At 72.6% G+C, this 23,939-nt stretch carries 20 protein-coding genes; 15 read left to right on the top strand and 5 right to left on the bottom strand.

Features of this window, described 5'->3' with window-relative positions; translation table 11 throughout:
- Window positions 1–34: 34 nt before the first annotated feature.
- The 7 genes from IO29_RS34115 to IO29_RS34085 all read left to right on the top strand — a co-directional run bounded on the left by IO29_RS34115 (window position 35) and on the right by IO29_RS34085 (window position 7,631).
- On the top strand, window positions 35–610 hold the full coding sequence (locus tag IO29_RS34115; protein ID WP_030379528.1) for a TetR/AcrR family transcriptional regulator: 576 nt from the start codon (window positions 35–37) through the stop codon (window positions 608–610).
- Between the two features lie 361 nt (window positions 611–971).
- Complete coding sequence (locus IO29_RS34110; protein WP_051707532.1) at window positions 972–2,444, top strand: glycoside hydrolase family 76 protein; 1,473 nt, start codon at window positions 972–974, stop codon at window positions 2,442–2,444.
- A gap of 8 nt (window positions 2,445–2,452) precedes the next feature.
- Entirely contained in the window at window positions 2,453–4,396 is a 1,944-nt protein-coding gene (locus IO29_RS34105; RefSeq protein WP_078618246.1) for a glycoside hydrolase family 76 protein, read from the top strand.
- Window positions 4,397–4,584: 188 nt separating this feature from the next.
- Complete coding sequence (locus tag IO29_RS34100; protein ID WP_030379525.1) at window positions 4,585–5,100, top strand: SigE family RNA polymerase sigma factor; 516 nt, start codon at window positions 4,585–4,587, stop codon at window positions 5,098–5,100.
- Complete coding sequence (locus IO29_RS34095; RefSeq protein WP_051707524.1) at window positions 5,090–5,788, top strand: hypothetical protein; 699 nt, start codon at window positions 5,090–5,092, stop codon at window positions 5,786–5,788. Before IO29_RS34100 ends, IO29_RS34095 begins: the two co-directional genes overlap by 11 nt.
- 73 nt (window positions 5,789–5,861) lie before the next feature.
- The gene (locus IO29_RS34090; protein WP_030379523.1) at window positions 5,862–6,869 is read left to right on the top strand and encodes a bile acid:sodium symporter family protein; all 1,008 of its coding nucleotides are present in this window, start codon (window positions 5,862–5,864) and stop codon (window positions 6,867–6,869) included.
- Between the two features lie 150 nt (window positions 6,870–7,019).
- Window positions 7,020–7,631 carry a TetR/AcrR family transcriptional regulator gene (locus IO29_RS34085; protein ID WP_033225194.1) on the top strand — a complete coding sequence of 204 codons (612 nt, stop codon included), beginning with the start codon at window positions 7,020–7,022 and terminating at the stop codon, window positions 7,629–7,631.
- Here the strand turns inward: IO29_RS34085 and IO29_RS34080 are convergent.
- The 3 genes from IO29_RS34080 to IO29_RS34070 form a co-directional block, all read right to left on the bottom strand.
- Window positions 7,562–9,031, bottom strand: coding sequence for a DHA2 family efflux MFS transporter permease subunit (locus IO29_RS34080; RefSeq protein ID WP_063738092.1), 1,470 nt, complete (start codon window positions 9,029–9,031; stop codon window positions 7,562–7,564). The genes IO29_RS34085 and IO29_RS34080 overlap by 70 nt on opposite strands.
- 20 nt (window positions 9,032–9,051) lie before the next feature.
- Window positions 9,052–9,861 carry an alpha/beta fold hydrolase gene (locus IO29_RS34075; RefSeq protein WP_030379520.1) on the bottom strand — a complete coding sequence of 270 codons (810 nt, stop codon included), beginning with the start codon at window positions 9,859–9,861 and terminating at the stop codon, window positions 9,052–9,054.
- 71 nt (window positions 9,862–9,932) lie between these two features.
- The gene (locus IO29_RS34070; RefSeq protein ID WP_030379519.1) at window positions 9,933–10,400 is read right to left on the bottom strand and encodes a cupin domain-containing protein; all 468 of its coding nucleotides are present in this window, start codon (window positions 10,398–10,400) and stop codon (window positions 9,933–9,935) included.
- A gap of 134 nt (window positions 10,401–10,534) precedes the next feature.
- Here IO29_RS34070 and IO29_RS34065 point away from each other — a divergent pair, with 134 nt between their 5' ends.
- The 4 genes from IO29_RS34065 to gap all read left to right on the top strand — a co-directional run bounded on the left by IO29_RS34065 (window position 10,535) and on the right by gap (window position 16,945).
- On the top strand, window positions 10,535–11,152 hold the full coding sequence (locus IO29_RS34065; RefSeq protein ID WP_030379518.1) for a TetR/AcrR family transcriptional regulator: 618 nt from the start codon (window positions 10,535–10,537) through the stop codon (window positions 11,150–11,152).
- 259 nt (window positions 11,153–11,411) lie between these two features.
- Entirely contained in the window at window positions 11,412–14,621 is a 3,210-nt protein-coding gene (locus IO29_RS34060; protein ID WP_030379517.1) for a TIM-barrel domain-containing protein, read from the top strand.
- Between the two features lie 163 nt (window positions 14,622–14,784).
- Complete coding sequence (locus tag IO29_RS34055; protein WP_030379516.1) at window positions 14,785–15,741, top strand: GlxA family transcriptional regulator; 957 nt, start codon at window positions 14,785–14,787, stop codon at window positions 15,739–15,741.
- Between the two features lie 205 nt (window positions 15,742–15,946).
- Entirely contained in the window at window positions 15,947–16,945 is a 999-nt protein-coding gene (gap, locus tag IO29_RS34050; protein ID WP_030379515.1) for a type I glyceraldehyde-3-phosphate dehydrogenase, read from the top strand.
- A gap of 70 nt (window positions 16,946–17,015) precedes the next feature.
- Here the strand turns inward: gap and IO29_RS34045 are convergent, their stop codons facing one another.
- Window positions 17,016–17,789, bottom strand: coding sequence for a DUF4328 domain-containing protein (locus tag IO29_RS34045; RefSeq protein WP_078618253.1), 774 nt, complete (start codon window positions 17,787–17,789; stop codon window positions 17,016–17,018).
- A 178-nt stretch (window positions 17,790–17,967) separates the two neighbouring features.
- On the opposite strand from IO29_RS34045, the gene IO29_RS34040 reads away from it, so the two are divergent.
- Entirely contained in the window at window positions 17,968–18,633 is a 666-nt protein-coding gene (locus tag IO29_RS34040; protein ID WP_030379513.1) for a TetR/AcrR family transcriptional regulator, read from the top strand.
- 160 nt (window positions 18,634–18,793) lie between these two features.
- Window positions 18,794–20,446 carry an MDR family MFS transporter gene (locus IO29_RS34035; RefSeq protein WP_234307498.1) on the top strand — a complete coding sequence of 551 codons (1,653 nt, stop codon included), beginning with the start codon at window positions 18,794–18,796 and terminating at the stop codon, window positions 20,444–20,446.
- Between the two features lie 21 nt (window positions 20,447–20,467).
- Here the strand turns inward: IO29_RS34035 and IO29_RS34030 are convergent, their stop codons facing one another.
- On the bottom strand, window positions 20,468–21,241 hold the full coding sequence (locus tag IO29_RS34030; RefSeq protein WP_033225193.1) for a DeoR/GlpR family DNA-binding transcription regulator: 774 nt from the start codon (window positions 21,239–21,241) through the stop codon (window positions 20,468–20,470).
- A 322-nt stretch (window positions 21,242–21,563) separates the two neighbouring features.
- Here IO29_RS34030 and IO29_RS34025 point away from each other — a divergent pair, with 322 nt between their 5' ends.
- Complete coding sequence (locus IO29_RS34025) at window positions 21,564–22,382, top strand: endo alpha-1,4 polygalactosaminidase (RefSeq protein ID WP_030379510.1); 819 nt, start codon at window positions 21,564–21,566, stop codon at window positions 22,380–22,382.
- Between the two features lie 209 nt (window positions 22,383–22,591).
- Window positions 22,592–23,932: an ABC transporter substrate-binding protein gene (locus IO29_RS34020; protein ID WP_030379509.1), complete on the top strand. Its 1,341-nt coding sequence runs from the start codon at window positions 22,592–22,594 to the stop codon at window positions 23,930–23,932.
- Window positions 23,933–23,939: the final 7 nt, after the last annotated feature.

Here is a 23,939-nt window from a genome sequence, read left to right as displayed (position 1 = left end):
AAGCCGGAACGCTGGGAAGGGATCACGAGGACCGATGACCGAGGAAGCGGCACGACCACTGCGCGCCGACGCGCGGCGCAACCGGGAGAAGATCCTCGCGGCGGCCGTGCGCGTCTTCGCGGCGGAGGGACTCGACGCCCATCTGGAGCGCATCGCCAAGGAGGCCGGGGTGGGCAGCGCCACGCTGTACCGCAACTTCCCGACCCGGGAAGCGCTGGTGGAAGCCGTCTACCGCAACGAGGTGGCCCAGCTCTGCGACGCGGCCCCCGCCCTGCTGGCGGAGAGACCTCCCCTGGAGGCGCTGCACGCCTGGACCCGGCTCTTCCTCGACTACGTGACGGTCAAGTACGGCGTGATCGACGCGCTGCGCGCCATCGCCGCGTCGGGCAGCGGCAACCCGTACGGCCACAGCCGGGAGCTGATCTGGGGCGCCCTCGGCACCCTCATGGACGCCTGCGTGGCCGCCGGGGCGATCCGCACCGACATCGGCCCCGACGACATGGGCGCCGCCCTCGAAGGCATCGCCCTCACCTCCGCGAGCCCCGACAAGCGCGCGCAGGCGGAGCGTCTGCTGGACCTCGTACTGGACGGTCTGCGCACCCACGCCTGATCCGGCCGCCGTACGCCTGCGACGGCGGGGAGCCGCCCCAGTCCGCCACGCCGGCCCCCGTCGGAGGCCCAACTCCGCCTGCGACAGCGGAGGCCCAACTCCACCCCCGACGACGGGGCCCCAACTCCACCCCCGCCACGCCCCGTTGACGCCCTCCCTGCTCGGCACTACCGTCTGAGAGCGCTCTCTGTGCCCGGCGTCCCCGCAAGGCGCCTCGCTGAAAGCGCTCTCCCCCCTTTCACCTCCACCCCGCTCTCACCCCACCTCCCCGGCCCCACCGTCGCGGCACGCGACCGCACGGCGCACGCCCCGACGGCCGGGACCGGGTCCCCCCACCGAGCAGGGAGGTCCCATGACCCCCATGGACAGACGCAGCCCGCTGCGCCGGCCCGCCGTGGCACTCGCCATGGTCCTCGGCGCCGCCCTCACTCCCCTCACCTCGACCACGGCCACCGCCGCGGACACCGCCACGACGGCGACCATCTGCAACACCTACTGCGACGCCCGCGACCCCGCCTCCTCCCCCGGCGACCGGGCATCCGTCACCGCGAGCATCTACGGCCGCTCCCTCGTCCTGCACTTCGACGACAGCGACGCGATGGGCTGGGCCTCCCTGGAGAACGGCAGCCCCGGCGACGAGGTCTGGCTCGACCGCTCCCTCGACGGCGGCCGCACCTGGAACTCCGGCAGCAAGCTGGGCGACACCACCGTGCCCGCCGGACAGCGCGGCCGGCGCACCCTGATGTACAACGTCGACGACTGGAACAACCACGGCGTCGGCGCGCTGCGTGCCTGCGGCAAGGCCGGGGACCGCGGCGAGATCGCCTGCACCGCCTGGGCCCGCACCACCTGGAACGCCGGCGAGCGGCGCACCGCCGCGGCCACCGGCCTGATGAGCCTGTACAACTACGGCACCGGCCTGTTCGACACCACCGGTTGGTGGAACTCGGCCAACGCCCTCACCGCCGTCATCGACAACATCCGCGTGACGGGCATGGGCAGTTACCGCTACGCGATCGCCCGCACCTACGACCAGAACATAGGCGCCCAGGGCGGGCAGTTCCGCAACGACTACCTCGACGACACCGGCTGGTGGGGCCTGGCCTGGGTGGCCGCCTACGACCTCACGGGCGACAGCCGGTATCTGAACACCGCCCGCGCCGACGCCGACCACATGGCCGCCTACTGGGACGGCACATGCGGCGGCGGGGTGTGGTGGAGCACCGCGCGCACCTACAAGAACGCCATCGCCAACTCCCTCTACATCCAGCTCAACGCGGCCCTGCACAACCGCGTTCCGGGTGACACGGCGTATCTGTCCCGCGCCCGGTCCGGCTGGAGCTGGTTCCAGGGGACGGGCATGATCAACGGCTCGCACCTGGTCAACGACGGCGTCAACCTCTCCACCTGCCGCAACAACGGCGACACCGTGTGGTCGTACAACCAGGGCGTCCTGCTCGGCGCGCTGGCCGAGCTCTACAAGGCCACGGGCGACTCCGGGACCCTGACCGCCGCCCGTCAGATCGCCGACGCGGCGACCACCACGTCCTCGCTGCACACGAGTGACGGCATCCTGCGCGACCCGTGCGAGAGCGGCGACTGCGGGGGCGACGGCCCGTCCTTCAAGGGCGCGGACGTGCGCGGCCTGGCCCGGCTCAACTCCGTGCTCTCCGACCACCCTTACACGTCCTATCTGCGGCGCCAGGCGGACCGTGCCCACTCCGCCGACCGCAATGCGCTCGACCAGTACGGGCTGCGCTGGTCGGGCCCGCTGGACACGGTGGACGCGGCGCGCCAGCAGAGCGCCCTCGACCTGCTCAACGCGGCGTCATGAGCGGCGTCATGAGCGGCGTCGTGAACGGCTTCGTGAACGGCTTCAGTAGCGTTCTCGTGAAGCGCCCGCGCCGGACGACAACGTTGTCCGGCGGCAAGAAGGCGCGGTCCCTCCCCCTCCTCCTCTCCCTCCTCCTGACGCTCACCGGCGCCCTGGCCGGCGTCGTCGCCCTGCCCACGCCCTCCCGGGCGGCGACGGCGCAGGTCTGCGCGCTGGCGTGCGACACGCTGGACCCCTCCCGCGCGCAGAAGGAGACTTTCCCGGTCGCCGACCGCACGATCAACGGACGCGTGCTGCGGCTGCACGTCTCCGACCCGGACGACATGGCGTGGGCGAGCATCGACAACGGCACACAGGGCGACGCCGTGTGGCTCGACCGCTCCTGGGACCGGGGCGCCACCTGGGAGGGGCTGCTGGGCAAGGCGGGCATCCCCGGCACGTGGACCGGCACGCGCACCCTCATGTACAACATCACCGACCCCGTGGGGCACCGCCGGGGCTGGATCCGCGCCTGCGGTGACGCGGCCGGGGTCGGCTGCACCGACTGGGTGTACCCGAAGGTGTGCGACGGCACCCACTGCGACGGCGCGAACCCCGCCACGGCGGCCGGTGACGAGCGTCCGGTGCCGTCCACCACGCTCTTCGGACGCACCATCAGCCTCCACGTGGACCAGCGCAACGCGATGGCCTGGGGTGTCGTCGAGAACGGCGGCCAGGGCGACGAGATCTGGCTCGACCGCTCCTGGGACGAGGGCGCCAGTTGGCCCGAGGGTTCCTCCCTGGGCCGCACGAGTGTCGCCTCCGGCGCCACCTCGGCCCGTACGGCCATGTTCGCCACCCGGGACCCGCGCGGCCTGCTCTACGGCGGCGCGGTCCGCGCCTGCGGCCGCGCGGCCGGGCACCAGGAGGGCAGCTGCACGGCGTGGGCCCGCCCCGCACCGACCAGGGCCCGGGCGGCGGCCGATGCGCTGATGGCGTCGTACCAGACGAACGAGGGCTGGTGGCGCAGCAGTTGGTGGAACTCGGCGGCCACGCTCAGCGCGCTCGTCGACTTCGCGCGGCGGACCGGGACGCACGACTACGACTGGGCCGTCGCCCGCACCTTCGAGCAGAACCGGGGCGTCTTCCCCGCGGGCGGCCGCGGTTCCGATCCGATCGAGGGCCACTTCATCAGCCGTGCCGTCGACGACGCGGCATGGTGGGCGATCGCCTGGGTGGACGCGTACGACTACACCCACGAACGCCGGTACCTGGACGAGGCGGTGACGATCACCTCGTACATCCACACGTTCTGGGACACCGGCACCTGCGGCGGCGGGGTCTGGTGGAACCGTGAGCGCACGTACAAGAACGCGGTGACCAACGGGCTCTATCTGTGGCTCACCACCGCACTGCACCAGCGGCTGTCCGGCGACACCACATGGGGCGCCCGGGCGACCACGGCGGCCGACTGGTACCTGAACAGCGGTCTGATCAACTCCTCGGGGCTCGTCAACGACGGTCTCACCGACGGCTGCGCCAACAACGGTCAGACGGTGTGGAGTTACAACCAGGGGCTGGCCATCGGGGCGTTCACCCAACTGTGGCGGTCGACCGGCGACGACCGCTATCTGAGCACCGCGAAGCGTCTGGCCGACGCGGCCCTCTCCTCCTCGTCACTGACCCGCGACGGCGTCCTGACCGAGTCCTGCGACACCGGCACCGGCACCTGCGACGACAACCAGAAGCAGTTCAAGGGCGTCTTCGTCCGGCACCTCGCCGACCTCGCCGGCGCCACGGGATCCTCCGCCTACCGCACCTACCTCAGGAAGCAGGCCGACACGGTCTGGGCGTCCGACCGCGACGCCCTCAACCGTCTGGGCCAGCGCTGGTCGGGCAGCACCCCGAACACCAGGGACTGGCGCACGCAGGCGAGCGCCCTTCAGGCGCTGACGGCGGCCGACGGCCTCTGATCCCCGCTCAGCACGTGCCGGGCGACACCAACCGTCGCCCGGCACAGGCATGCGGGGCCGGGCGCGAACGCCCCGGCCCCACGACGTACCCACCGCGGGGTGTGCTTCGATGTGCGCGACCCGTGTGATCCGTCCGTACGTCAGGGACGGGTGGGTCGCACGGGATTCCGAGACGTTCGGTGGAGAGCATGACCGAGGACGAGTTCGACGCCTTCTACGCGGCCGCGTTCCCCCGTCTGACCGGGCAGCTCTACGCCTTCACCGGAGATCTGGGCGAGGCGCAGGACGTGGTGCAGGAGGCGTTCGTGCGGGCCTGGGACCGGCGTCGGGGGCTCCTGGCCGACGAGGCGCCGGAGGCGTGGATACGCACGGTGGCCATGCGGCTCGCGGTCAGCCGCTGGCGGCGGGCGAAGCGCTGGGTGGAGCTGATGCGCCGCAGCCCGCCACCCGAATCGGAGCCGGGTCCGGGTCCCGAACGCGCCGCCCTGGTGGCCGCGTTGCGGCAGCTGCCGGAGAGTCAGCGGATGGCGATCGTCCTTCACCATCTGTGCGACCTCAGTGTCGAACAGGTAGCCTCCGAGACCGGTGCGCCCGTGGGAACGGTCAAGGCCCGGCTGTCGCGCGGGCGGGCGGCGCTGGCCCGGCGGCTGGCGGTGGACGAGGCCGAGGAGCCGGCCAGGAGGGAGAGCGGCCGTGTCGGATGAGCTGGCCACCGCGCTGCGCGAGCTGGCGACCGCACACGAGACCGCGGCCCCCGTGCCGCCCGCCGAGATCCGCCTCCGGGCGCGGCGCCGGCTGCTGCGCCGCCGGACGACGGCCGCGTTCGGCACCGCGGCCACGGCCGCCTGCGCGCTGACGGCGGTCGTGTTCGCCGTGCATCCCCAGGACCCCGGCCCGCGCCATCACCGGCAGACCGCGGCGTCCGCCGCCTCGCCCCGGCCCACGGCGGCACCGGTGCCGCGGCAGGTGGACGGCTCCCTGGACCTCGACGGGCACACACTGCTCTCCGGGAACCGGGTGATGCGGGTCGACTCCGCCTCCCTCGGCGCGTTCCCGGCCGGTGGCACGCTGACGGTCACGGCCAAGCGCCAACCCCTGCTGCTCCCGGACGACGCCGCCGCCAAGGACCGCTACGCGTACAAGGTGCCGTACGTGGTGGAGCTGCGCACGGCCGACAACGCGCAGGTCTACGCCGGCGGCCTCGCCTCCGCCGAGGCGGCCCGCTCGCTCGGCTCCGGGACGGGGTGGCTGGGGCTCGACGCCGGGGACGCGAAGTGGTTCTACGAGCGCGCCCGCGTCGGGGACCGCATCGAGGTCACCTCCGCCGCCGTGCCGAGCACCCGGTCACCGTCGACCACTCCCGCGACGGCGCGGCGGGTGCCCACCAGGTAGTCCCGCGGCCCTCGCTGCCCGTATACCGAGACGGCGTTGCCGCACACCGATACATGGCATTTACATGCATCTTATGCAGAGCTCCCAGTCCCCCACACCGACCACCGGTTCCCCCACGGGCGCGGGCGGCGGCCCGGCTCCGGCGGACCGTGCCGCCCGCCGGGCCGTCACCGTCTTCCCGCTCCTCGTCATCGCCGCGGGCGCGGCCGGTCTGCTCTCCCCCGGCACGTTCTCCGGGTACGGCACCGATGTGCCCTACCTCCTGGGCGTGGTCATGTTCTGCATGGGGCTCACCATGTCGCTCGACGACTTCCGGGGCGTCGCCCGGCGTCCCTGGGTGGTGCTGCTCGGTCTCGCCGCCCACTACGTGATCATGCCGGGGCTCGGCTGGCTCCTTGCCCACCTGCTGCACCTGTCCCCCGCGCTCGCGGCCGGTGTCATCCTCGTCGGCTGCGCGCCGAGCGGGACCGCGTCCAACGTGGTGACGTATCTGGCGCGGGGCGACGTGGCGCTGTCCGTCTCGGTGGCCACCGTCTCCACCGTCCTCGCGCCGCTGTTGACACCGCCGCTCACGCTGCTGCTGGCGGGCGAGTACCTGCCGGTGGACGCGGGGTCGATGGTGACCGACATCCTCAAGACGGTGCTGCTGCCCGTCCTCGCGGGGCTGGTGGTGCGACTGGTCGCCGGGCGCCGGGTCGAGCGGGTGCTGGGCGCGATGCCGTGGCTGTCCTCGCTCGCCATCGCCGCGATCGTCGCCGTGGTCGTGGCGGGCAGCGCGGACACGCTGAGGTCGGCGGCGGGGACCGTCCTGCTGGCGGTCGTACTGCACAACGGCTGCGGGCTGGCCCTCGGTTACTGCTGCGGCCGGCTCACCCGCCTCGGCCGCCCCGCCGCACGCGCGATGGCCTTCGAGGTCGGCATGCAGAACTCCGGCCTGGCCGCCTCCCTGGCCACCGCCCACTTCACCCCCCTCGCCGCTCTCCCCGCCGCGGTCTTCTCCGTCTGGCACAACATCTCCGGCGCCCTGACAGCGGCATGGATGGCCCGCCGTACCCCGGGGGAGGCGGAGACCACGGCATGACCCCGGCCCCCCGAAGGGGCACGGGGAACCGCGCGGACCACCCCCGCCGGCGGCAAGCCGGCACCACACCCGCAGCCCCACCCCCACCCACCGGTGCGACAATGGGAGCCGCCAAGACGGCCCCCGCCAACGCACACCGAAGGGACGCGCGTGCAAGACGCCGACGACCGCACGGCCCCGACCGCCCAGACCGCCCGGTCCAAGCGGGCGGACGCCCGCCGCAACGCCCAGACCCTCCTGGACGCGGCCGCCGCGGCCTTCGTCGCCTCCGGCGTGGAGGCCCCGGTACGGGACATCGCCGCCAGGGCGGGCGTCGGCACCGGCACGATCTACCGCCACTTCCCCACCCGCGCGGACCTGATCGTCGCCGTCTACCGGCACCAGATCGAGGCCTGCGCCGAGGCCGGCCCGGCCCTGCTGGCGAGCGCCGCGACCCCGCACGCCGCCCTCGCCCAGTGGATCGACCTCTTCGTCGACTTCCTGGTCACCAAGCACGGCCTCGCCTCCGTACTGCGCTCCGACGACCCCGGCTTCCAGTCCCTGCACGCCCACTTCCTCGACCGTCTGCTCCCCGTCTGCGCCGAGTTGATGGACGCGGCGGTCGCGTCCGGCGAGATCCGCCCCGGCCCGAAGGCGTACGAGCTCATGCGGGGCGTGGGCAACCTCTGCATCGGGGCGGAACACGACCCGGACTACGACGCCCGCCGCCTCGTCGGCATCCTCGTCGCGGGGCTGCGCCGGCCCGCCGACGACCAGTCCTGACCCCGACCCCGTACCGGCAGCCGCGCCACCACGGCGTCGGGGTGCGCGGCGGCGGGCCGGCGGCGGGCGGTGAAGGCGCTCACCGCGAGGACCGCCGCACCGCACCCGGCGATGATCCACCACGCGGCCGTGCGGCTTCCCGCCGCGAGTACCGCGCCGGTCACCGCGATGCCGAGGGCCGCGCCGACCTGGCGGCTGGTGGCGGCGATGGCGGCGGCCACGCCGGCCTGTGCGCGCGGCAGGCCGGAGACCGCCGTGTCGGTGATGGGCGCGTTGACGAAGCCGAAGCCCACCCCGAACAGCGCGAACGCCAGGTGCAGCAGCAGGGTGGAGTGCGTGTCGGGCCGGGTGGCCGGGAGGGCCAGCAGGCCGCCCGCGGCCATGCCGGCCCCGGCGAGGAGCAGCGGGAGGCGCGGGCCGCGCCCGGCGACCATCCGCCCGGCCAGCGGCGGGCACAGCAGCGACGGCACCGCCATCGGCAGCAGCCGCGTCCCCGCCGCCAGCGGCCCGAGCCCCAGGTCCCGTTGCAGATGCAGGGACGCGGCGAACAGGAAGCCGCCGAGCGCGGTGAAGGCGCACACCGCCGTCACCGTCGCCCCGGCGAAGGAGGCGTCGCGGAAGAGCCGGGGGTCGATCAGCGGCTCCTCGCGCCGCAGTTCGCAGGGGACGAACGCGGCCAGCGCGCCCGCCGCGGCGAGCAGGCAGGACAGGATCAGCGGCGAGGTCCAGCCGTGGCCCGGCGCCTCGATGACGGCGTACGTCAGCGTGCCGAGCGCGCCGGTCAGCAGGAGCTGTCCGACCGGGTCCGCCCGGCGGGGGCGCGGCGCGCGCGACTCCGGGACGAACACGGCGGCGAGCACCAGCGCGGCGAGCCCGATGGGCACGTTGAGCCAGAACACCGACCGCCACCCGGCGCTCCGCACCAGCACGCCGCCGAGGACCGGCCCGGCCGCCATGCTGATGCCGACCACCCCGCCCCACACGCCGATGGCGCGGGCCCGCTCCTTCGGCCGCGGGTGGGCGTGCGTGAGGATGGCCATGGCGACGGGGGTGAGCATGCAGCCGCCCAGCGCCTGCGCCATGCGGAAGACGATCAGCCAGTTCAGCGAGGGGGCCAGGCTGCACAGGGCGGAGCCTGCGGTGAACAGCACGAGGCCGAGGTGGAGGACGCGTCGCCGGCCCACCCGGTCGGCGGTGGCGCCGGCCAGGATGAGCAGCGAGGCCAGTACGAGGGTGTAGGCGTCCAGGGTCCATTGCAGTCCCGCGAGCGAGCAGTGCAGGTCCGCCTGGACGGCGGGCAGGGCGACGTTGAGGATCGTGGTGTCGAGGCTGACCAGCAGCACGCTGAGGCAGCACACGGCCAGGATCACCGTCGGTCGCCCGCGGTCGGTCGCCGGCACGTCGGTGCTCCGTCCGCCGGTCAGTGCTGCGGCCGGTGGGTGGCGTGGGCGTCGGCGAAGTCCCAGACCACCGGAAGCAGCTGGTCGGGGGTCTCGGTCTGCGGCATGTGCCCGGTGGCCCGAAGGAGCCGGAACTCGGCGCCGGGCACGGCCTCGGCGTAGGCGCGCCCGTAGTCGGCGTCGACGACCTGGTCGCTCTCGCCCCAGGCCACCAGCGTCGGGTGGGCGATCTTGGCCAGCCGGTCGATGAGGGTGGGATCGGCCATGGAGTGCGGACCCGAGTAGACCTGGAGGGCGGCCCGGTTGCCGGCCATGACCGCGCGCTGTGCGTCGGTGAGCGCCGAGGGGTCGAAGCGGAACTTCGACGGGTCGTGGAGGGAGAGCCGGGAGAGTTCCACCGGCGTCAGGGAGAAGGTGTCGGCGACGGGGTGGCCGGGGACGGCGATGCCGACGGCGTTGACGAGGATGACGCTGGTGATCCGGTCGCTGCCGAGCGCCGCCAGTTCGGCGGCGATCCAGCCGCCGATGGAGTTGCCGACGACGGCGACGTCCCGCAGGCCGAGGGTGTCGAGGAGTTCGGCGTAGATCCGGGCCAGGGTGGGGACGTCGGTGAGCCGGTCGGGGCGGGTGGTGCCGTCGAAGCCGGGGTGGACGGGGGCGAACACCCTGGCGGGGCGCTGTTCGGCCAGCAGGCCGGCGAACGGGGTGACGGTGGCCGGGCCGCCGCCTCCGTGCAGCAGGAGGAAGGGGTGGCCCTGCTCGCCGTACTGGTCGACGGTGAGGTCGAGGGTGCCCTGGTCGAGGGTGAGGGTGTGGGTGGTGCGGGTCATGTCGGTGCTCCTTGGTGCGGCTCGGACGGGCCGTGGGAAGAGAGGGGGGACGTACGGAGAGGGCAGCGCCGTCAGGCGAAGTCGGTGGCCGGGACCGTGGCGTAACGGCCCATCACCGCGATCGTCGACTCCGGCGTCAGCTCCTGGCCGCCGGCGATCATGTTCCGCAGATCGCGGAAGTACTGCACGTACAGGTCGGGCGTGAAGGTGTTGAGGATGACGGCCGGTTCGTCGCCGAGGTTGGCGAAGGTGTGCGGGGCGCCCGGCGGGATCATCGCGAGGGTGCCGGCCGGGGCCTCGTGCGTGGTGTCCCCGACGGTGAAGTGGACGGTGCCGGAGACCACGTAGAAGCCCTCGTCGTGCTGGGCGTGGCGGTGCTGGGGCGGGCCCTCGGTGTGCGGGGCGATCGTGATCTCGCCGATGCCGAGGCGGTGTCCGGTGGTGCTGCCGTCCTCCAGGATGCGCATGCGGGTGGTGCCGAGCTGGATGCTCTCGCCGTCGTCCGGTCCGACGACGGACGGCTGGTTCGTGGCGCTCATGCCGTCCCCTTTCGCGGTTCGTGAGAGTTGACTCTCAGGAGAGTAGAGACAGGAATCCCGTAATGCAAGTGCGCTCTCATAACGAGGGTTAAGCGCTAGTATGGGAGCCACCCAACAGGAGGAAGGAGCGCTCGATGACCGCACACACGGGCACCGGGACGGCCGGCGGCCGCGCCAACCAGCGGCAGCGCACCCGGACGGCGATCGTGACGGCCGCCCGCGAACTCATCGCGGACGGAACGGAGTTGACGATGCCACTGGTCGCCCGCCGGGCCCTGGTGTCCGAGGCCACCGCCTACCGCTACTTCCCCGACCTGCCCTCACTGGTCAGCGAGGCCCTGGCGGGCGCCTGGCCGCCCCCCGCCGAGGCCCTGGCGCCGGTCGCGGACAGCACGGACCCGGTCGCACGGGTCGCGTTCGCCACCGAGTTCCTGCTGCGCGGCGTGCTCGCCCGGCAGAGTGCGGTACGCGCCATGATCGCGGCGACGATCGTGCGGCCGGAGGCCGTGAGCGCCCGCCCCGGCATCCGATTCGGACTGATCGACCACGCGCTGCTGCCGCTCCGGGACACGCTCGGGGCGAGCGACCCGGAGGCCCTCGCACAGCTGAAACGGGACCTCGCGGTGGCGGTGAGCGCCGAGGCGCTGTTCGTCCTCACCGATCTGTGCGGGCTCGATCCGGAGACCGCGGTCGCCAGCGCCGTACGGACGGCGACCACGCTGACCAGGGCCGCCGTCCCCGCGGACGCGTAGCGACCGGTACCGGGCGAATTCGCGCAACTCCCGATTCCGTCGAGTCACTTGCATGGACATGAACCGGAGGTCCGTGCTCCTATGCCATGTGCACGCTGTGCGGCCGATCTTCCGTCACGGTCCGCCCGGCGTGGACGAGCGGCAATGGCCGACAGGAGAAACGGAATTGTCCATGACCAGCACCTCACCGCCGAGAAGACGACTGAGAACCGTACGACGACACACGGGGGTGGCCACCGTTCTCGCGGTCGCCGCCGCCATGACTGTGGCAGGCACCGGCGCGGCGACGGCCAAGGGGGCGCACAGCCAACGCATCCCGACCGTCACCTCCGGTGACGCCCGTTTCCAGGTCCTCTCACCGACGCTGATCCGTACCGAGTACGCGGCCGACGGGAAGTTCACCGACGACCCGACGTTCAACGCGATCGGGCGCAGCGGGTTCTCCCCGGCCTCGTACACCTCGCGGACGGCCGACGGCTGGCTGACCATCAGGACCAGTGCGGTGACCCTGCGGTACAAGGTCGGCTCGGGTCCGTTCGACGCGGGCAACCTCTCCGTCGACGTGACGGCGGGCGATTCGCCGGTCACCGCCTCTCCCTGGCACCGTCTGACCTGCACCCTCGGCGCGCTGTGCGAGGCGGAGGACCTCCAGCTGGGCGGGGTGTCCCTGGCTTCCGACCACCGGGACCACACCGGGATCGGGTTCGCCGCGGGCTTCGAGGGGACGGGCGCCTCGGCATCGTCTGACATCGATGTCAAGGAGGCCGGGAGCTACCAGTTCGACCTGCGGTACGCCAACTCCGTGGGCGGGGACGGCAAGAACGAGACCCGTACGCTCACCCTGACCGTGGACGGCGGCTCGCCGCAGAAGATCTCGCTGCCCACCACGGGCAGCTGGGACACCTGGAAGCTCGCCACCGCCAAGGTCGACCTCGGCGCGGGCCACCACACGCTCGCCCTCACCCGGACCGCCTCGGACTCGGGTGACGTCAACCTGGACAGCGTGGCGCTGGTCCGCCCCGGCGACGCGTACCCCTCGGTCGCCACCACCGCGATCAGGGACTGCGCGTTCGGGGTGAGCTGTGAGGCGGAGGCCGGGCGGATCGGCGGCTCGGCCGCCGGCGCCACGGACCACACCGGCTACGCGGGCACCGGCTTCGTCGCCGAGCTCAACAAGGGCTCCGGCCTGACGACGCATCTGGTGGGCGTGCCCGCCGACGGCACCTACACCCTGCGGGTGCGCTACGCCAACGGCACCGGCGGCGACGGGCAGCACAAGACCCGTACCGCCTCGGTCACCGCCGGGGACGCGCACGCCACGCTCGAGTTCCCGGCGACGGACAACTGGGACGACTGGCAGACGGCCTCGGTGCCGGTCAAGCTCGCCAAGGGCGAGAACGACGTCACCCTCGGCTGCCCGGACGACGGCAGTTGCCACATCAACGCGGACACCGTCTCCGTGGCCGCCACGGGCGACCCCGCGCCCGCGCCGCACCTCGCGCTCGGCGGATACCGCCGCGGCCTGGACGGCGTGACCGGCAGCGGCGCCGCCCCCGTCACCACGCCCGGTCTGCTCAACAAGGACGGCTGGTACCTGCTCGACGACACCCCGTCGGCGCTGTACGACACCGCCACCAAGAAGATCCGGCAGCGCCCGGAGCACAAGGGCGGTGCCTACCAGGACGGTTACCTCTTCGGCTACGGGCACGACTACAAGCAGGGCCTCACGGACCTGGCCACGCTCACCGGCCCGCCCGCGCTGCTGCCCCAGTGGGCCTACGGCGTCTGGTACTCGGAGTACATCGACCGTACGGCCGAGGACTACCAGAAGAAGATCCTGCCGGCCTTCCGCTCCGAGGGCGTCCCGCTCGACGTGCTGGTGACCGACACGGACTACAAGGCCGTCAACGACTGGAGCGGCTGGGAAATCGACACGAAGAGGTTCCCCGACCCGAAGGGCTTCTTCACCGACTGGTCCGACGCCCAGGGGCTGCACAATACGCTCAACGTGCACCCGAGCATCCTCGGCTCCGACCCGCAGTTCGCCAAGGCCCAGGCCACCGCCAAGGGCAAGCTGAAGAAGGGCGGCTGCGGCGGGAGCGCCGGCGCCGGGAACGACTGCTACACCTTCGACTTCGGCGACCCCGACCAGCTCCAGGCCTACCTGGACCTGCACCGCACCATGGACCAGCAGGGCAACGACTTCTGGTGGCTCGACTGGTGCTGCGACGCCTCCCAGTCCTCGCTGCCGGGCGTGACCCCGGACGCCTGGATCAACCAGCAGTACGCGTCCATGACCGCCGAGAACGAGGGCCGCGGCTTCGTGCTCTCCCGCGCCTACGGCTCGCTCCAGGCGGCCGGGTACAGCGGCCAGGCGGGGCTGCCCACGGGACCGTGGGCGGACAAGCGCTCCACCGTCCACTTCACCGGTGACACCTCCTCCACGTGGGGCGTGCTGAAGATGGAGGTCGGCTACACCCCGGGCGAGTCCGCCGCGACCGGGATGGCGTCGATCACCCACGACATCGGCGGCCACAACGACACGACGGGGCTGACCGGTTCGGAGCAGTACACCGACGGCGGGCAGACGCGCACCACGCGCAAGCTGCCCGACGACCTGTACGCGCGGTGGGTGCAGTTCGGCACCTTCCAGCCCATCGACCGGCTGCACAGCAACCACAGCGACCGGCTGCCCTGGCAGTACGGCACGGCGGCGCGCAAGTCGGCCGACGCGTTCCTCAACCTGCGCGAGAACCTGGTGCCGTACACCTACTCGCTCGCCGAGGAGGCCAACCGCACCGGTGTGCCGATCGTCCGGCCCACCTACCTGGAGTACCCGGACGAGGCGAAGGCGTACGCCACCGCCGGCAGCGAGTACTTCTACGGGTCCGACGTGCTGGTCGCCCCGGTCACCGACCCCGGCGACTCGGCCACGACGTCGGTCTGGTTCCCGCCGGGGCAGTGGACCGACTACTTCACCGGCAAGACGTACACCGGCGGGACGACGCAGGACGTCACCACCACGCTGGACACCATGCCGGTGTTCATCAAGGCCGGTGGCATCATGCCGACCCGCACGCACGACGTGTCGTCCGACGACCGCAGTCCGCTGACCGACGTGACGCTGACCGTCGCGGCCGGGAAGTCGGGGTCGTACCGGCTGTACGAGGACGACGGGACCGGCACGGGGCGGCACCACAGCGCCACGACGACCGTGCGCTACCGGGTGAAGGGTGCGCAGCACACCGTGTCGATCGGCGGGGTGCAGGGGTCCTTCCGCGGCCAGGTGAAGAAGCGGGAGTGGACGGTCACGCTGGTCGGGCTCGGTGATCATGTGCCGGGGAAGGTCTCGGCGAACGGGAAGCGGCTGTCGCCGAAGTCGTACCACCTGGACCGGGACGCGGGGACGTTGACCGTGACGTTGCCGAGCCGGTCGGTGCACGCACCGGTGACGGTTTCCTTCCGGTAGGTGGGGTGGGCGGGGGTGCGCGGGGCGGTTTATCGCCCCCGCCGCCCCCGCCCTTCCCGTCCCCGGGGGCTGCGCCCCCGGACCCCCGAAAGACGCGCACGCGCGGCACGGCCGCACATTGACAGGGCCCCGCGCCCCTGATCAGCCACCGTAATCTGTTCCCGTGTCCGTTCCCCCTCTCCACCGCGTCGCCGTGCTCGTGCTCGAAGGGGCGAAGCCGCTCGACGTCGGGATTCCGGCGCAGGTGTTCACGACCCGCGCGAGCATGCCGTACGAGGTACGTGTGTGCGGCGCGGCGCCCGGGCTCGTGGCCGGGGGTGACGGACTGTCGTACCACGTGGCGCACGGGCTCGACGCGCTCGCCTGGGCCGAGATCGTGTTCGTGCCCGGATACCGGTTCCCGGACCGGGAGGAGCCGCCGCCCGCCGTCGTCGAGGCGCTGGTGGCCGCGCACGACCGGGGCGCGCGGCTCGCCGCGATCTCCACCGGCGCCTTCGCGCTCGCCGCCACCGGACTGCTGGACGGCCGGCGCGCCACCACGCACTGGCACTACACCCGCGCGCTCGCGGCGAAGCACCCGGCCGTGCGGGTCGACGAGAACGTGCTCTTCGTCGACGAGGGCAGTGTGCTCACCTCCGCCGGGGCCGCCTCCGGCATCGACCTGTGTCTGCATCTGCTCCGCGGCGACCTCGGGGTGGCCGCGTCGAACCATGCCGCCCGGCGGCTGGTCGCGGCGCCCTACCGCAGCGGCGGGCAGGCGCAGTACGTGCCGCGCAGTGTGCCGGAGCCGCTGGGCGAGCGGTTCGCCGCGACCCGGGAGTGGGCGCTGCGCCGGCTGGACGAGCCCCTCACCCTGCGGGCGCTGGCCCGGCACGCGGAGGTGTCGCCGCGGACGTTCTCGCGGCGGTTCGCCGAGGACACCGGGTACACGCCGATGCAGTGGGTCATGCGGGCCCGCGTCGACGTGGCGCGTGAACTGCTGGAACGCTCGCAGCGCAGCATCGAGCAGATCGCCGGTGACGTCGGCCTGGGCACCGGGGCCAATCTGCGGCTGCACTTCCAGCGGATCCTCGGCACCACGCCGAGTGAGTACCGGCGGACGTTCGCGAAGGGCGAGTAGACCGCGCGCCCCGTGCGCCGGCGGCTGACGGCTGACGGCTGACGGCTGACGGCTGACGGCTGACGGCTGACGGCTGACGGCTGACGGCTGACGGCTGACGGCTGACGGCTGGCACGATCCTTGCGGACCGTGGCGATCGTGCCGCTGTCCCGCGCCCCCGGGGCGCGCGAGTCTGGTGGCGAACCACGGAGAGGACCTGACACTCATGACTCGCATCGCCATCAACGGATTCGGCCGCATCGGGCGCAATGTGCTGCGCGCCCTGCTGGAGCGCGGCGGCGACCTGGAGGTCGTCGCCGTCAACGACCTGACCGAGCCCGCCACGCTCGCGCGGCTGCTCGCCTTCGACACCACCGCGGGCCGGCTCGGCCGTCCGGTGAGCGTCGACGGGGACACGCTCGTGGTGGACGGCCGGCGCATCAAGGTGCTCGCCGAGCGGGAGCCGGCGAAGCTGCCCTGGTCCGCACTGGACGTCGACCTGGTGCTGGAGGCCACCGGCCGCTTCACCTCGGCCGAGGCGGCCCGCGTCCACCTCACCGCCGGTGCGCGCAAGGTGCTCGTCAGCGCCCCCTCGGCGGGCGCCGACGTGACGCTCGCGTACGGCGTCAACACCGAGGCCTACGACGCGGCGGCGCACACCGTCGTCTCCAACGCCTCGTGCACCACCAACGCGCTCGCGCCGCTGGCCTCCGTCCTCGACGAACTCGCCGGTATCGAGCACGGGTTCATGACCACCGTGCACGCCTACACGCAGGAGCAGAACCTCCAGGACGGCCCGCACCGCGACGCCCGCCGGGCCCGCGCCGCCGGGGTGAACATCGTGCCGACCACCACGGGCGCGGCCAAGGCGATCGGCCTGGTGCTGCCGAACCTCGACGGCAAGCTGTCGGGCGACTCGATCCGCGTGCCCGTGCCGGTGGGCTCGATCGTCGAGCTCAACACCACCGTCGCCCGTGACGTCACCCGTGACGAGGTCCTCGCGGCCTACCGGACCGCGGCCGACGGGCCGCTCGCCGGGATCCTCGAGTACTCGGAGGACCCGCTGGTCTCCGCCGACATCACCGGCAATCCGGCCTCCGCCGTCTTCGACTCGGCGCTCACCCGGGTCGACGGCCGGCACATCAAGGTGGTCGCCTGGTACGACAACGAGTGGGGCTTCTCCCACCGCGTGATCGACACGCTGCAACTGCTCGCCGCCGGCTGAGCGGACCGTACGGCAACACAGGGACCGGTCGCCCTCGGGGGCGGCCGGTCCCTGCGCGCCGCGGCACGTCTCAGAGCGGTGCGCCGGTGAACGGCGAGGCGAGGTAGGGGCCCTCGGCCGCCTTGCGGCGCTGCATCCGGGTCAGCCGCACCGCGAAGTGCACCGCGGCGGCCGCGGCGGCGATGTTGAGCGCGTCGGCGACCATGTACTGCGTCACGGCGGACCGGATGTCCGTCAGCAGCTCGGCATCGTCGTACTTGGTCCCGGCCACCCGGTTGAAGAGGATGCCGAACGCGAACAGGGCCCACCACAGGTGCACCGGCCACAGGCGTTCGCGGTACGGCGTCTCCCCGGTCGGCAGCGGGGTGGCGGCCCGCCACATGTCGGCGGCGACGCGGTGGGGCAGCCAGATGTTGGCGAACGGGATGAACCAGGCCGCGACGGCCCACCCGGTCCCGTGCCGGAACCGGTCGGGGGCCAGCGGGCCGGTCAGGCGGCGCAGGTGGAAGAACCAGGTGACGAAGGCGATCGCACAGGGCAGATACGCGATGACCTGGTACCGGGCGACCGCGTCGTAGAAGCCGGCGGCGTCGTCCAGTTCCCGCTGCGACGCCGTGAGGAAACCGGTGTCCCCGTCCACCACGCCCCGCAGCCGTATCCCGGCGAAGATGCTCACCAGGTCGGTGACGGCGACGAGGGCGAGGCCCGCGACGGCCACGGCGAGCAGCACGGAGGACGCCCGGCCCGGCACCGCCCGCGGCACGGATGCCGCGCTCCGCGCCCGCTCCCCCGGTTCCGCGGGCGGTCCCGCCGGTCTCTGCTGCGGCTCACTGGATGCGGACATGACGGCGGCGCCCCCCACGGACGAGAACGGAAGAAACGGGCTCGCGGATGATCACGCGGCCGGTGAACGATATGCCGGTCGGACACGTCTCGTCCATGTCAATAGCGGCCTCACCGGCGCGGACCTTTCCCGCCGGGGCGGATTTTGCAGAGTCTGCACTTTTGCATACCATGCAAGCATGTCGGAGAAGGGCGCCGCCGAGGGCGGACTGCGCGAGCGGAAGAAGCGGGCCACCCGTGCCGCGCTGGCCGAGGCCGCGATCCGTCTCGCCGCCGAGCACGGGGTGGACAAGGTGACCGTCGAGGCGATCAGCGCGGCGGCCGGGGTCTCCGTGCGGACGTTCTTCAACTACTTCGACTCGCGCGACGACGCGTTCGTGGTCATCGACACCGAGGCCAGCACCCGGGTGCGCGCCGCGCTGCTCGCGGCGCCCGCCGCGCTCTCCCCGCTGGAGGCGCTGCGCGACGCGCTGGCGGCCGAACTGGCGGAGGCCGAGCAGGAACACGAGCTGTGGTGGCTGCACGCCGAGGTGCTGCGCTCCGCACCGCATCTGCTGGTGCGCAGCCTCGGGGCCCACATGGCCGACGAGACGGCACTGGCGGAGGCGGTGGCCGCACGGATCGGCTCCGCCGCCACCGGCTCGGCCGCCACCGGCTCGCCCACCGACGAGGCGCGGCGTGCGGCGCTGGAGCTGTATCCGCGGCTGCTGGCGGCCGTGGCGCACACGGCGGTCCGGGTCGGTGTGGAGCACTGGTGCTCCCGCCGCGACGGGGCCTCGTTCGCCGAGGTGTTCCAGCAGGTCTTCACGCTGCTCGCGGCGGGCCTCCCGGCACCGCGGCGGTAACCCCCGGCGGCCGCGCGAGGCCGGCCCTCCCCCGCCGCCCCCTCCGTACCCCTCCGAGTTCACCCGTGATCGCCGTCGGCCCCCGCGGGCCCCGTCGATCCCTGTCGAAAGAGAAACCGTGACCGCACCACCGGCGCCCGATCAGGCGTCCCCGGCCTCCATGACGAACCGCCAGATACTCCAGGCCATGTCCGGCCTGATGGCGGGCATGTTCGTCGCCATCCTGGCGGGCACCGTGGTGTCCAACGCCCTGCCCACCATCATCGCGGACCTGGGCGCGAGCCAGTCCTCCTACACCTGGGTCGTCACGGCGGAGCTGCTGGCGATGACCGCGACCGTGCCCCTGTGGGGCAAGCTGTCGGACCTCTACAACAAGAAGCTGCTGCTACAGCTGTCGCTGAGCATGTTCGTCGTCGGCTCGCTGCTCGCGGGCTTCTCGCACGGCGTGGGGCTGCTCATCGTCAGCCGGGTCGTCCAGGGCATCGGCGCGGGCGGTCTGACGGCGCTGGCCCAGGTGGTCATGGCCTCCGTCATCCCGCCGCGCCGGCTGGGCAAGTACGCGGGCGTCTTCGGTGCCGTCTTCGCGGTGGGCACGGTGGCCGGGCCGCTGGTCGGCGGTGTGCTGGTGGACACCTCGTGGCTGGGCTGGCGCTGGTGCTTCTTCATCGGCGTGCCGTTCGCGCTGCTGGCCATCGCGCTGCTCCAGCGCACCCTGCACCTGCCCACGGCCAAGCGCGAGGTGAAGATCGACTTCCTGGGCGCGTTCCTGATCGTGGCGGGCGTGTGCGCGCTGCTGATCTGGGTGTCGCTCGCGGGCAACCAGTTCGACTGGGCGTCCTGGCAGACCGCCGCGCTCACCGGCGGCGGTGTCGTCCTGCTGGCCGTCGCGGTGTTCGTGGAGTCCCGCACCGCGGAACCCGTCATCCCGCTGGGCATCTTCCGCAACCGCACGGTCGCGCTGACCACCGTGGCCAGTCTTTTGGTGGGTGTCGCCATGTTCGGCGGCACCGTGTTCCTCTCGCAGTACTTCCAGGTCTCGCTCGGCAAGTCGCCCACGGTGGCGGGGCTGATGAGCCTGCCGATGATCCTCGGTCTGCTGGTGTCGTCCACGGTGGCCGGTCAGGTGATCAGCCGGACCGGGAAGTGGAAGCGTTACCTGGTGGCGGGAGCCGTCGCCATGACCGTCGGTCTGGGGCTGCTCTCGACCATCGGCGCGGACACCTCCTTCGCCCTGCTCAGCCTGTTCATGGCGGTGCTCGGCATCGGTGTCGGCATGCTGATGCAGAACCTGGTGCTGGCCGCCCAGAACGACGTGCCCGCCGCCGAACTCGGCGCGGCGACCTCGGTGTTGTCGTTCTTCCGCAGCATGGGCGGCACGATCGGCACCAGTGTCCTCGGCGCGATCCTCGCCAACCGGGTGGCCACCGAGACGGCCAAGGGGCTGCGCGAGGCGGGCATCACCCCGACGGGCGGGAGCGCGGGCGGCGGCGGTGTGCCGGACATGCACACCCTGCCGGCCCCCCTGCGCTCCATCGTCGAGCACGCCTACGGGGTGGCCACGGCCGATCTGTTCCTGTTCGCCACGCCCTGCGCGCTGCTCGCGCTCGTCACCGTCGTCTTCCTCAAGGAGAAGCCGCTGAAGACCACGAGCGGGATGGAACGCCTCGCCGAGGAGTCCGCGACGGCTCCCGCGGAGGCCGACGCCGACGCCCCGGCGCAGGCCGCCATCGAACTCCCCCGGCAGCGGACCACCGACGCCCCCGCCCCGGCCCGCCCCGAGAGCGACCCGGACCCCACGGGGCAGCGCGCCTGACGCCGTCTCACCCTCCCGCCCTCACACCACCGTCACCGCCACGCCCGCGTCGCCGATGTCCGCGAGGACGGCCGCGGGCGCGGCGGCGTCGGTGACGAGGCGGTCGATGTCCCGCAGCGGGCAGATCTTGGCGAAGGTGACCCGGCCGATCTTCGAGTGGTCCGCCACCACGACCGTACGGTCGCTGCTGGCGAGGAACGCCCGGTCGGTCGCCGCCTCCAACTGGTCGTGGGTCGTGCAGCCGTGGGCCGCGCCGATGCCGTCCACACCGAGGAAGGTGACGTCGGTGTGGTGGTCGGCGAGCGTCTTCTCCGCGATGGGGCCGACGAGTTCATAGCTCTCGGTACGGGCGGAGCCGCCCACGACGACCAGCGTGACGCCCTTGTGCGGCACCATCTCGGCGGCGATGTTGACCGCGTTGGTGACGATGGTGACCCGGCCGCGCGCGGCCAGTACCCGCGCGATCTCGGTGACGGTGGTGCCGCCGGTCATCCCGACGACCGCGCCCTCCGGGACCAGTTCGGCCGCGGCCCGCGCGATGGCCTGCTTCTCCGCGCGGCGGTGCCCGCTGCGGTGCGGGACCGGGAGTTCGGGCCCGGCACCGCGCAGCGCCGCACCGCCCAGTACCGCTCCCCCGTGCGTCCGGCGCAGCAGGTTCTGCCGGCTGAGCTGTTGCAGATCGCGCCGGATGGTGGCTCCCGAGACCTTGAGCAGCCGGGACAGCTCGGTGACATCCATGGCCCCACGCGCGGAAACATGCTCAAGTATGCGCGCATGACGCTCGGTCTTCAGCATGCGAGGAAGCATAGACCGACCCACGCCGACCGGACATCCACCTTTCTTCCAGCCACGACCACGGATCGCACCGGCCCGGGCACCCGCCGCCATGTGCGCACCGCCATGACCATGTGCGCAAAGTGCGCATGTTCGATCTGTTGACATGGCGAAAGCTGCTCGCTTTACTCCATGCAACGCCCTGGGTCGAGCACCCGGCGTCAGAGGTACGCCCAGCCGGTAGCACGGCCCCGCGCCGTAAGTCCGGACTGAGTCGCCAGGACTTCCGCGCGGAGCCGGGGTCCGAGGCGGGGACGTACCCCCCATCCTCTGGAGCGCAGAGATGCCCCACACCTCTCACCTACGGTCCCGCAGGCGCGCCCTCGTCGGGGCGGCCGCCGCGGCCGCCCTCTGTCCGCTGCTCGCCTGCACCACGGCGGACGCCTCCACCACCGCGTCCGTCTCCCTGCCCCCGGTGCACGCGAACTTCGACTACCAGATCGGCGAGCCCTACACCCCGCCCGCCGGGGTGAAGGTGGTCTCCCGCGACCACACCGCCTCTCCGGCCAAGGGCCTGTACAACATCTGCTACGTCAACGCGTTCCAGGCCCAGCCGGGGACCGAGGACGAGTGGGGCGACCTGCTGCTGCGGGACGGCAGCGGCAAGGTGGTGTACGACGAGGACTGGGGCGAGGCGATGCTCGACATCCGCACCGCCGACAAGCGGCAGCGGATCGCCGACCGCGTCGACTCCTGGATCGACTCCTGCGCCGACAAGGGCTTCGACGCCGTCGAGCCGGACAACCTGGACACCTTCGACCGTACGGACCTGCTCAGCGAGTCCAACGCCAAGGCGTTCATCAAGCTGCTCTCCGCCCACGCGCACGACAAGGGGCTGGCGATCGGGCAGAAGAACACCGCCGAGCTCGCCTCCGCGCACAAGGAGATGGGCACGGACTTCGCCGTCGCCGAGGAGTGCGCGGAGTGGAACGAGTGCGGTGACTACGCCGACGCGTACGACGACCACGTCGTCGTCATCGAGTACAAGAAGGCCAACCTCAAGAAGGCGTGCTCCCAGTTCGGCGACCGGCTGAGCATCGTCCTGCGCGACGTGGACGTCTCCGCCCCCGGCAGCGACGGCTACGTCCGCGAGACCTGCTGACGGACCCGTCCCGCGGCGGGCGCCCTCGGGGGCGCACCGCCGCCCGCTCCGCCCCTGTTCGCCCCGCACCGCGCAGTACCCCCACACCGCCGCCGTGCCGGTATCTCCTTCCGCGATGTCCCGCCCGTCCCGAAGCGTCCGTGACACCTGTACGACGCCCGTACGACGCCCGTGACATCCACCCGTTCCGCACCTCCCCGGGAGCACCCATGGCCGCACCACACCGTCCGTCCGGCAGCCACGCCGGCCCGTCCCGCCGTACGCTCCTGCGCCGGGGCGGCGGGCTCGCGCTCGGCACCGCCGCCGGCGCCGCCCTGGCCGGCTGCGGGGCGGGCACGGACGACGGGGTCGGCGCCGACGGCCGGGTCACCGTCGAGCTGTGGCACGGGCAGTCGGACACCGGGCGGGCCGCGATCGAGAAGCTGGTGGCGGAGTTCAACCGCACCCACCCCAAAATCCGGGTCGACGCCGGCGGCGGTGTGCTGTCCGACGCCATGCTCCAGAAGATCACCGCGGCCCTCGCCGCCGGCTCCTTCCCCGACGTGGCCTACATCTTCGGCTCCGACCTGGCGAGCGTCGCCCGCAGCCCCTCGGTGGTGGACCTCACCGACACCTTGCACGACGGCCCCGTGCCGTGGAAGAGCTTCTGGGCCCCGGCCCGCGCGGCCATCACCCTCAACGGACAGGTACGGGCCGCGCCCGCGCTGCTCGACGCGCTCGCGGTGGTGTGCAACAAGAAGCTGTTCCGCGACGCCGGCCTGGAACTGCCCGAGGCGGGCTGGAGCTGGGACGACTTCGTCGACACCGCCCGCAAGCTCACCGACAAGGGGCGCGGTGTCTTCGGCACCGGCTGGCCCGGCGTCGGCGACGAGGACACCGTCTGGCGGCTGTGGCCGATGATCTGGGACCTGGGCGGCGACGTCGTCGCCGAGGACGGCAAGCACATCGGCTTCGCCGACACCGGGGTCAGGGCCCTGGAGACGGTCGCCGCGCTCGCCCGCGACAAGAGCGTGTACATCGACCCCAAGCCCGGCAGCGAGCAGATGTACCAGGTCTTCGCCTCCGGCCGGATGGGCATGGTGCCCACCGGCCCCTGGCAGCTGCCCGACGTCCGCCAGGCGAAGATCGACTACCACGTGGTGCCGCTGCCCACGTACAGCGGCAAGCCGGTGACCATCTCGGGGCCCGACACCTGGACCGTCTTCGACAACGGCCCGGCCCGGGTCGAGGCGGCCCGCACGTTCGTCACCTGGCTGTCCGAGCCCGCGCAGGACGTGCGGTGGGACATCGACGCCGGCAGCCTCCCGCTGACCCGCTCCACCGAGGCGCTGCCCGCCTGGCAGGACCGGGAGAAGAAGGTCGGGGGACTGCACGTCTTCACCTCGGCCCTCGACTCGGCCCGGGCCCGCCCGGTGCACCCGGCCTACCCGCAGATCTCCCAGGCGCTCGGCCAGGCGATCGTCGCCGTACTCCTCGGCCGCAGTTCCCCGGCCAAGGCGCTGCGCACCTGCGCGGACGAAGCCAACGCCGCCCTGCTCATCCCGCGTTGAGAGGACC

Source organism: Streptomyces sp. NRRL F-6676, from assembly GCF_000725625.1.
Taxonomy (GTDB): domain Bacteria; phylum Actinomycetota; class Actinomycetes; order Streptomycetales; family Streptomycetaceae; genus Streptomyces.
Note: the sequence above shows the minus strand (reverse complement) of the source record. Positions and strands in the feature narration are given on the sequence as shown.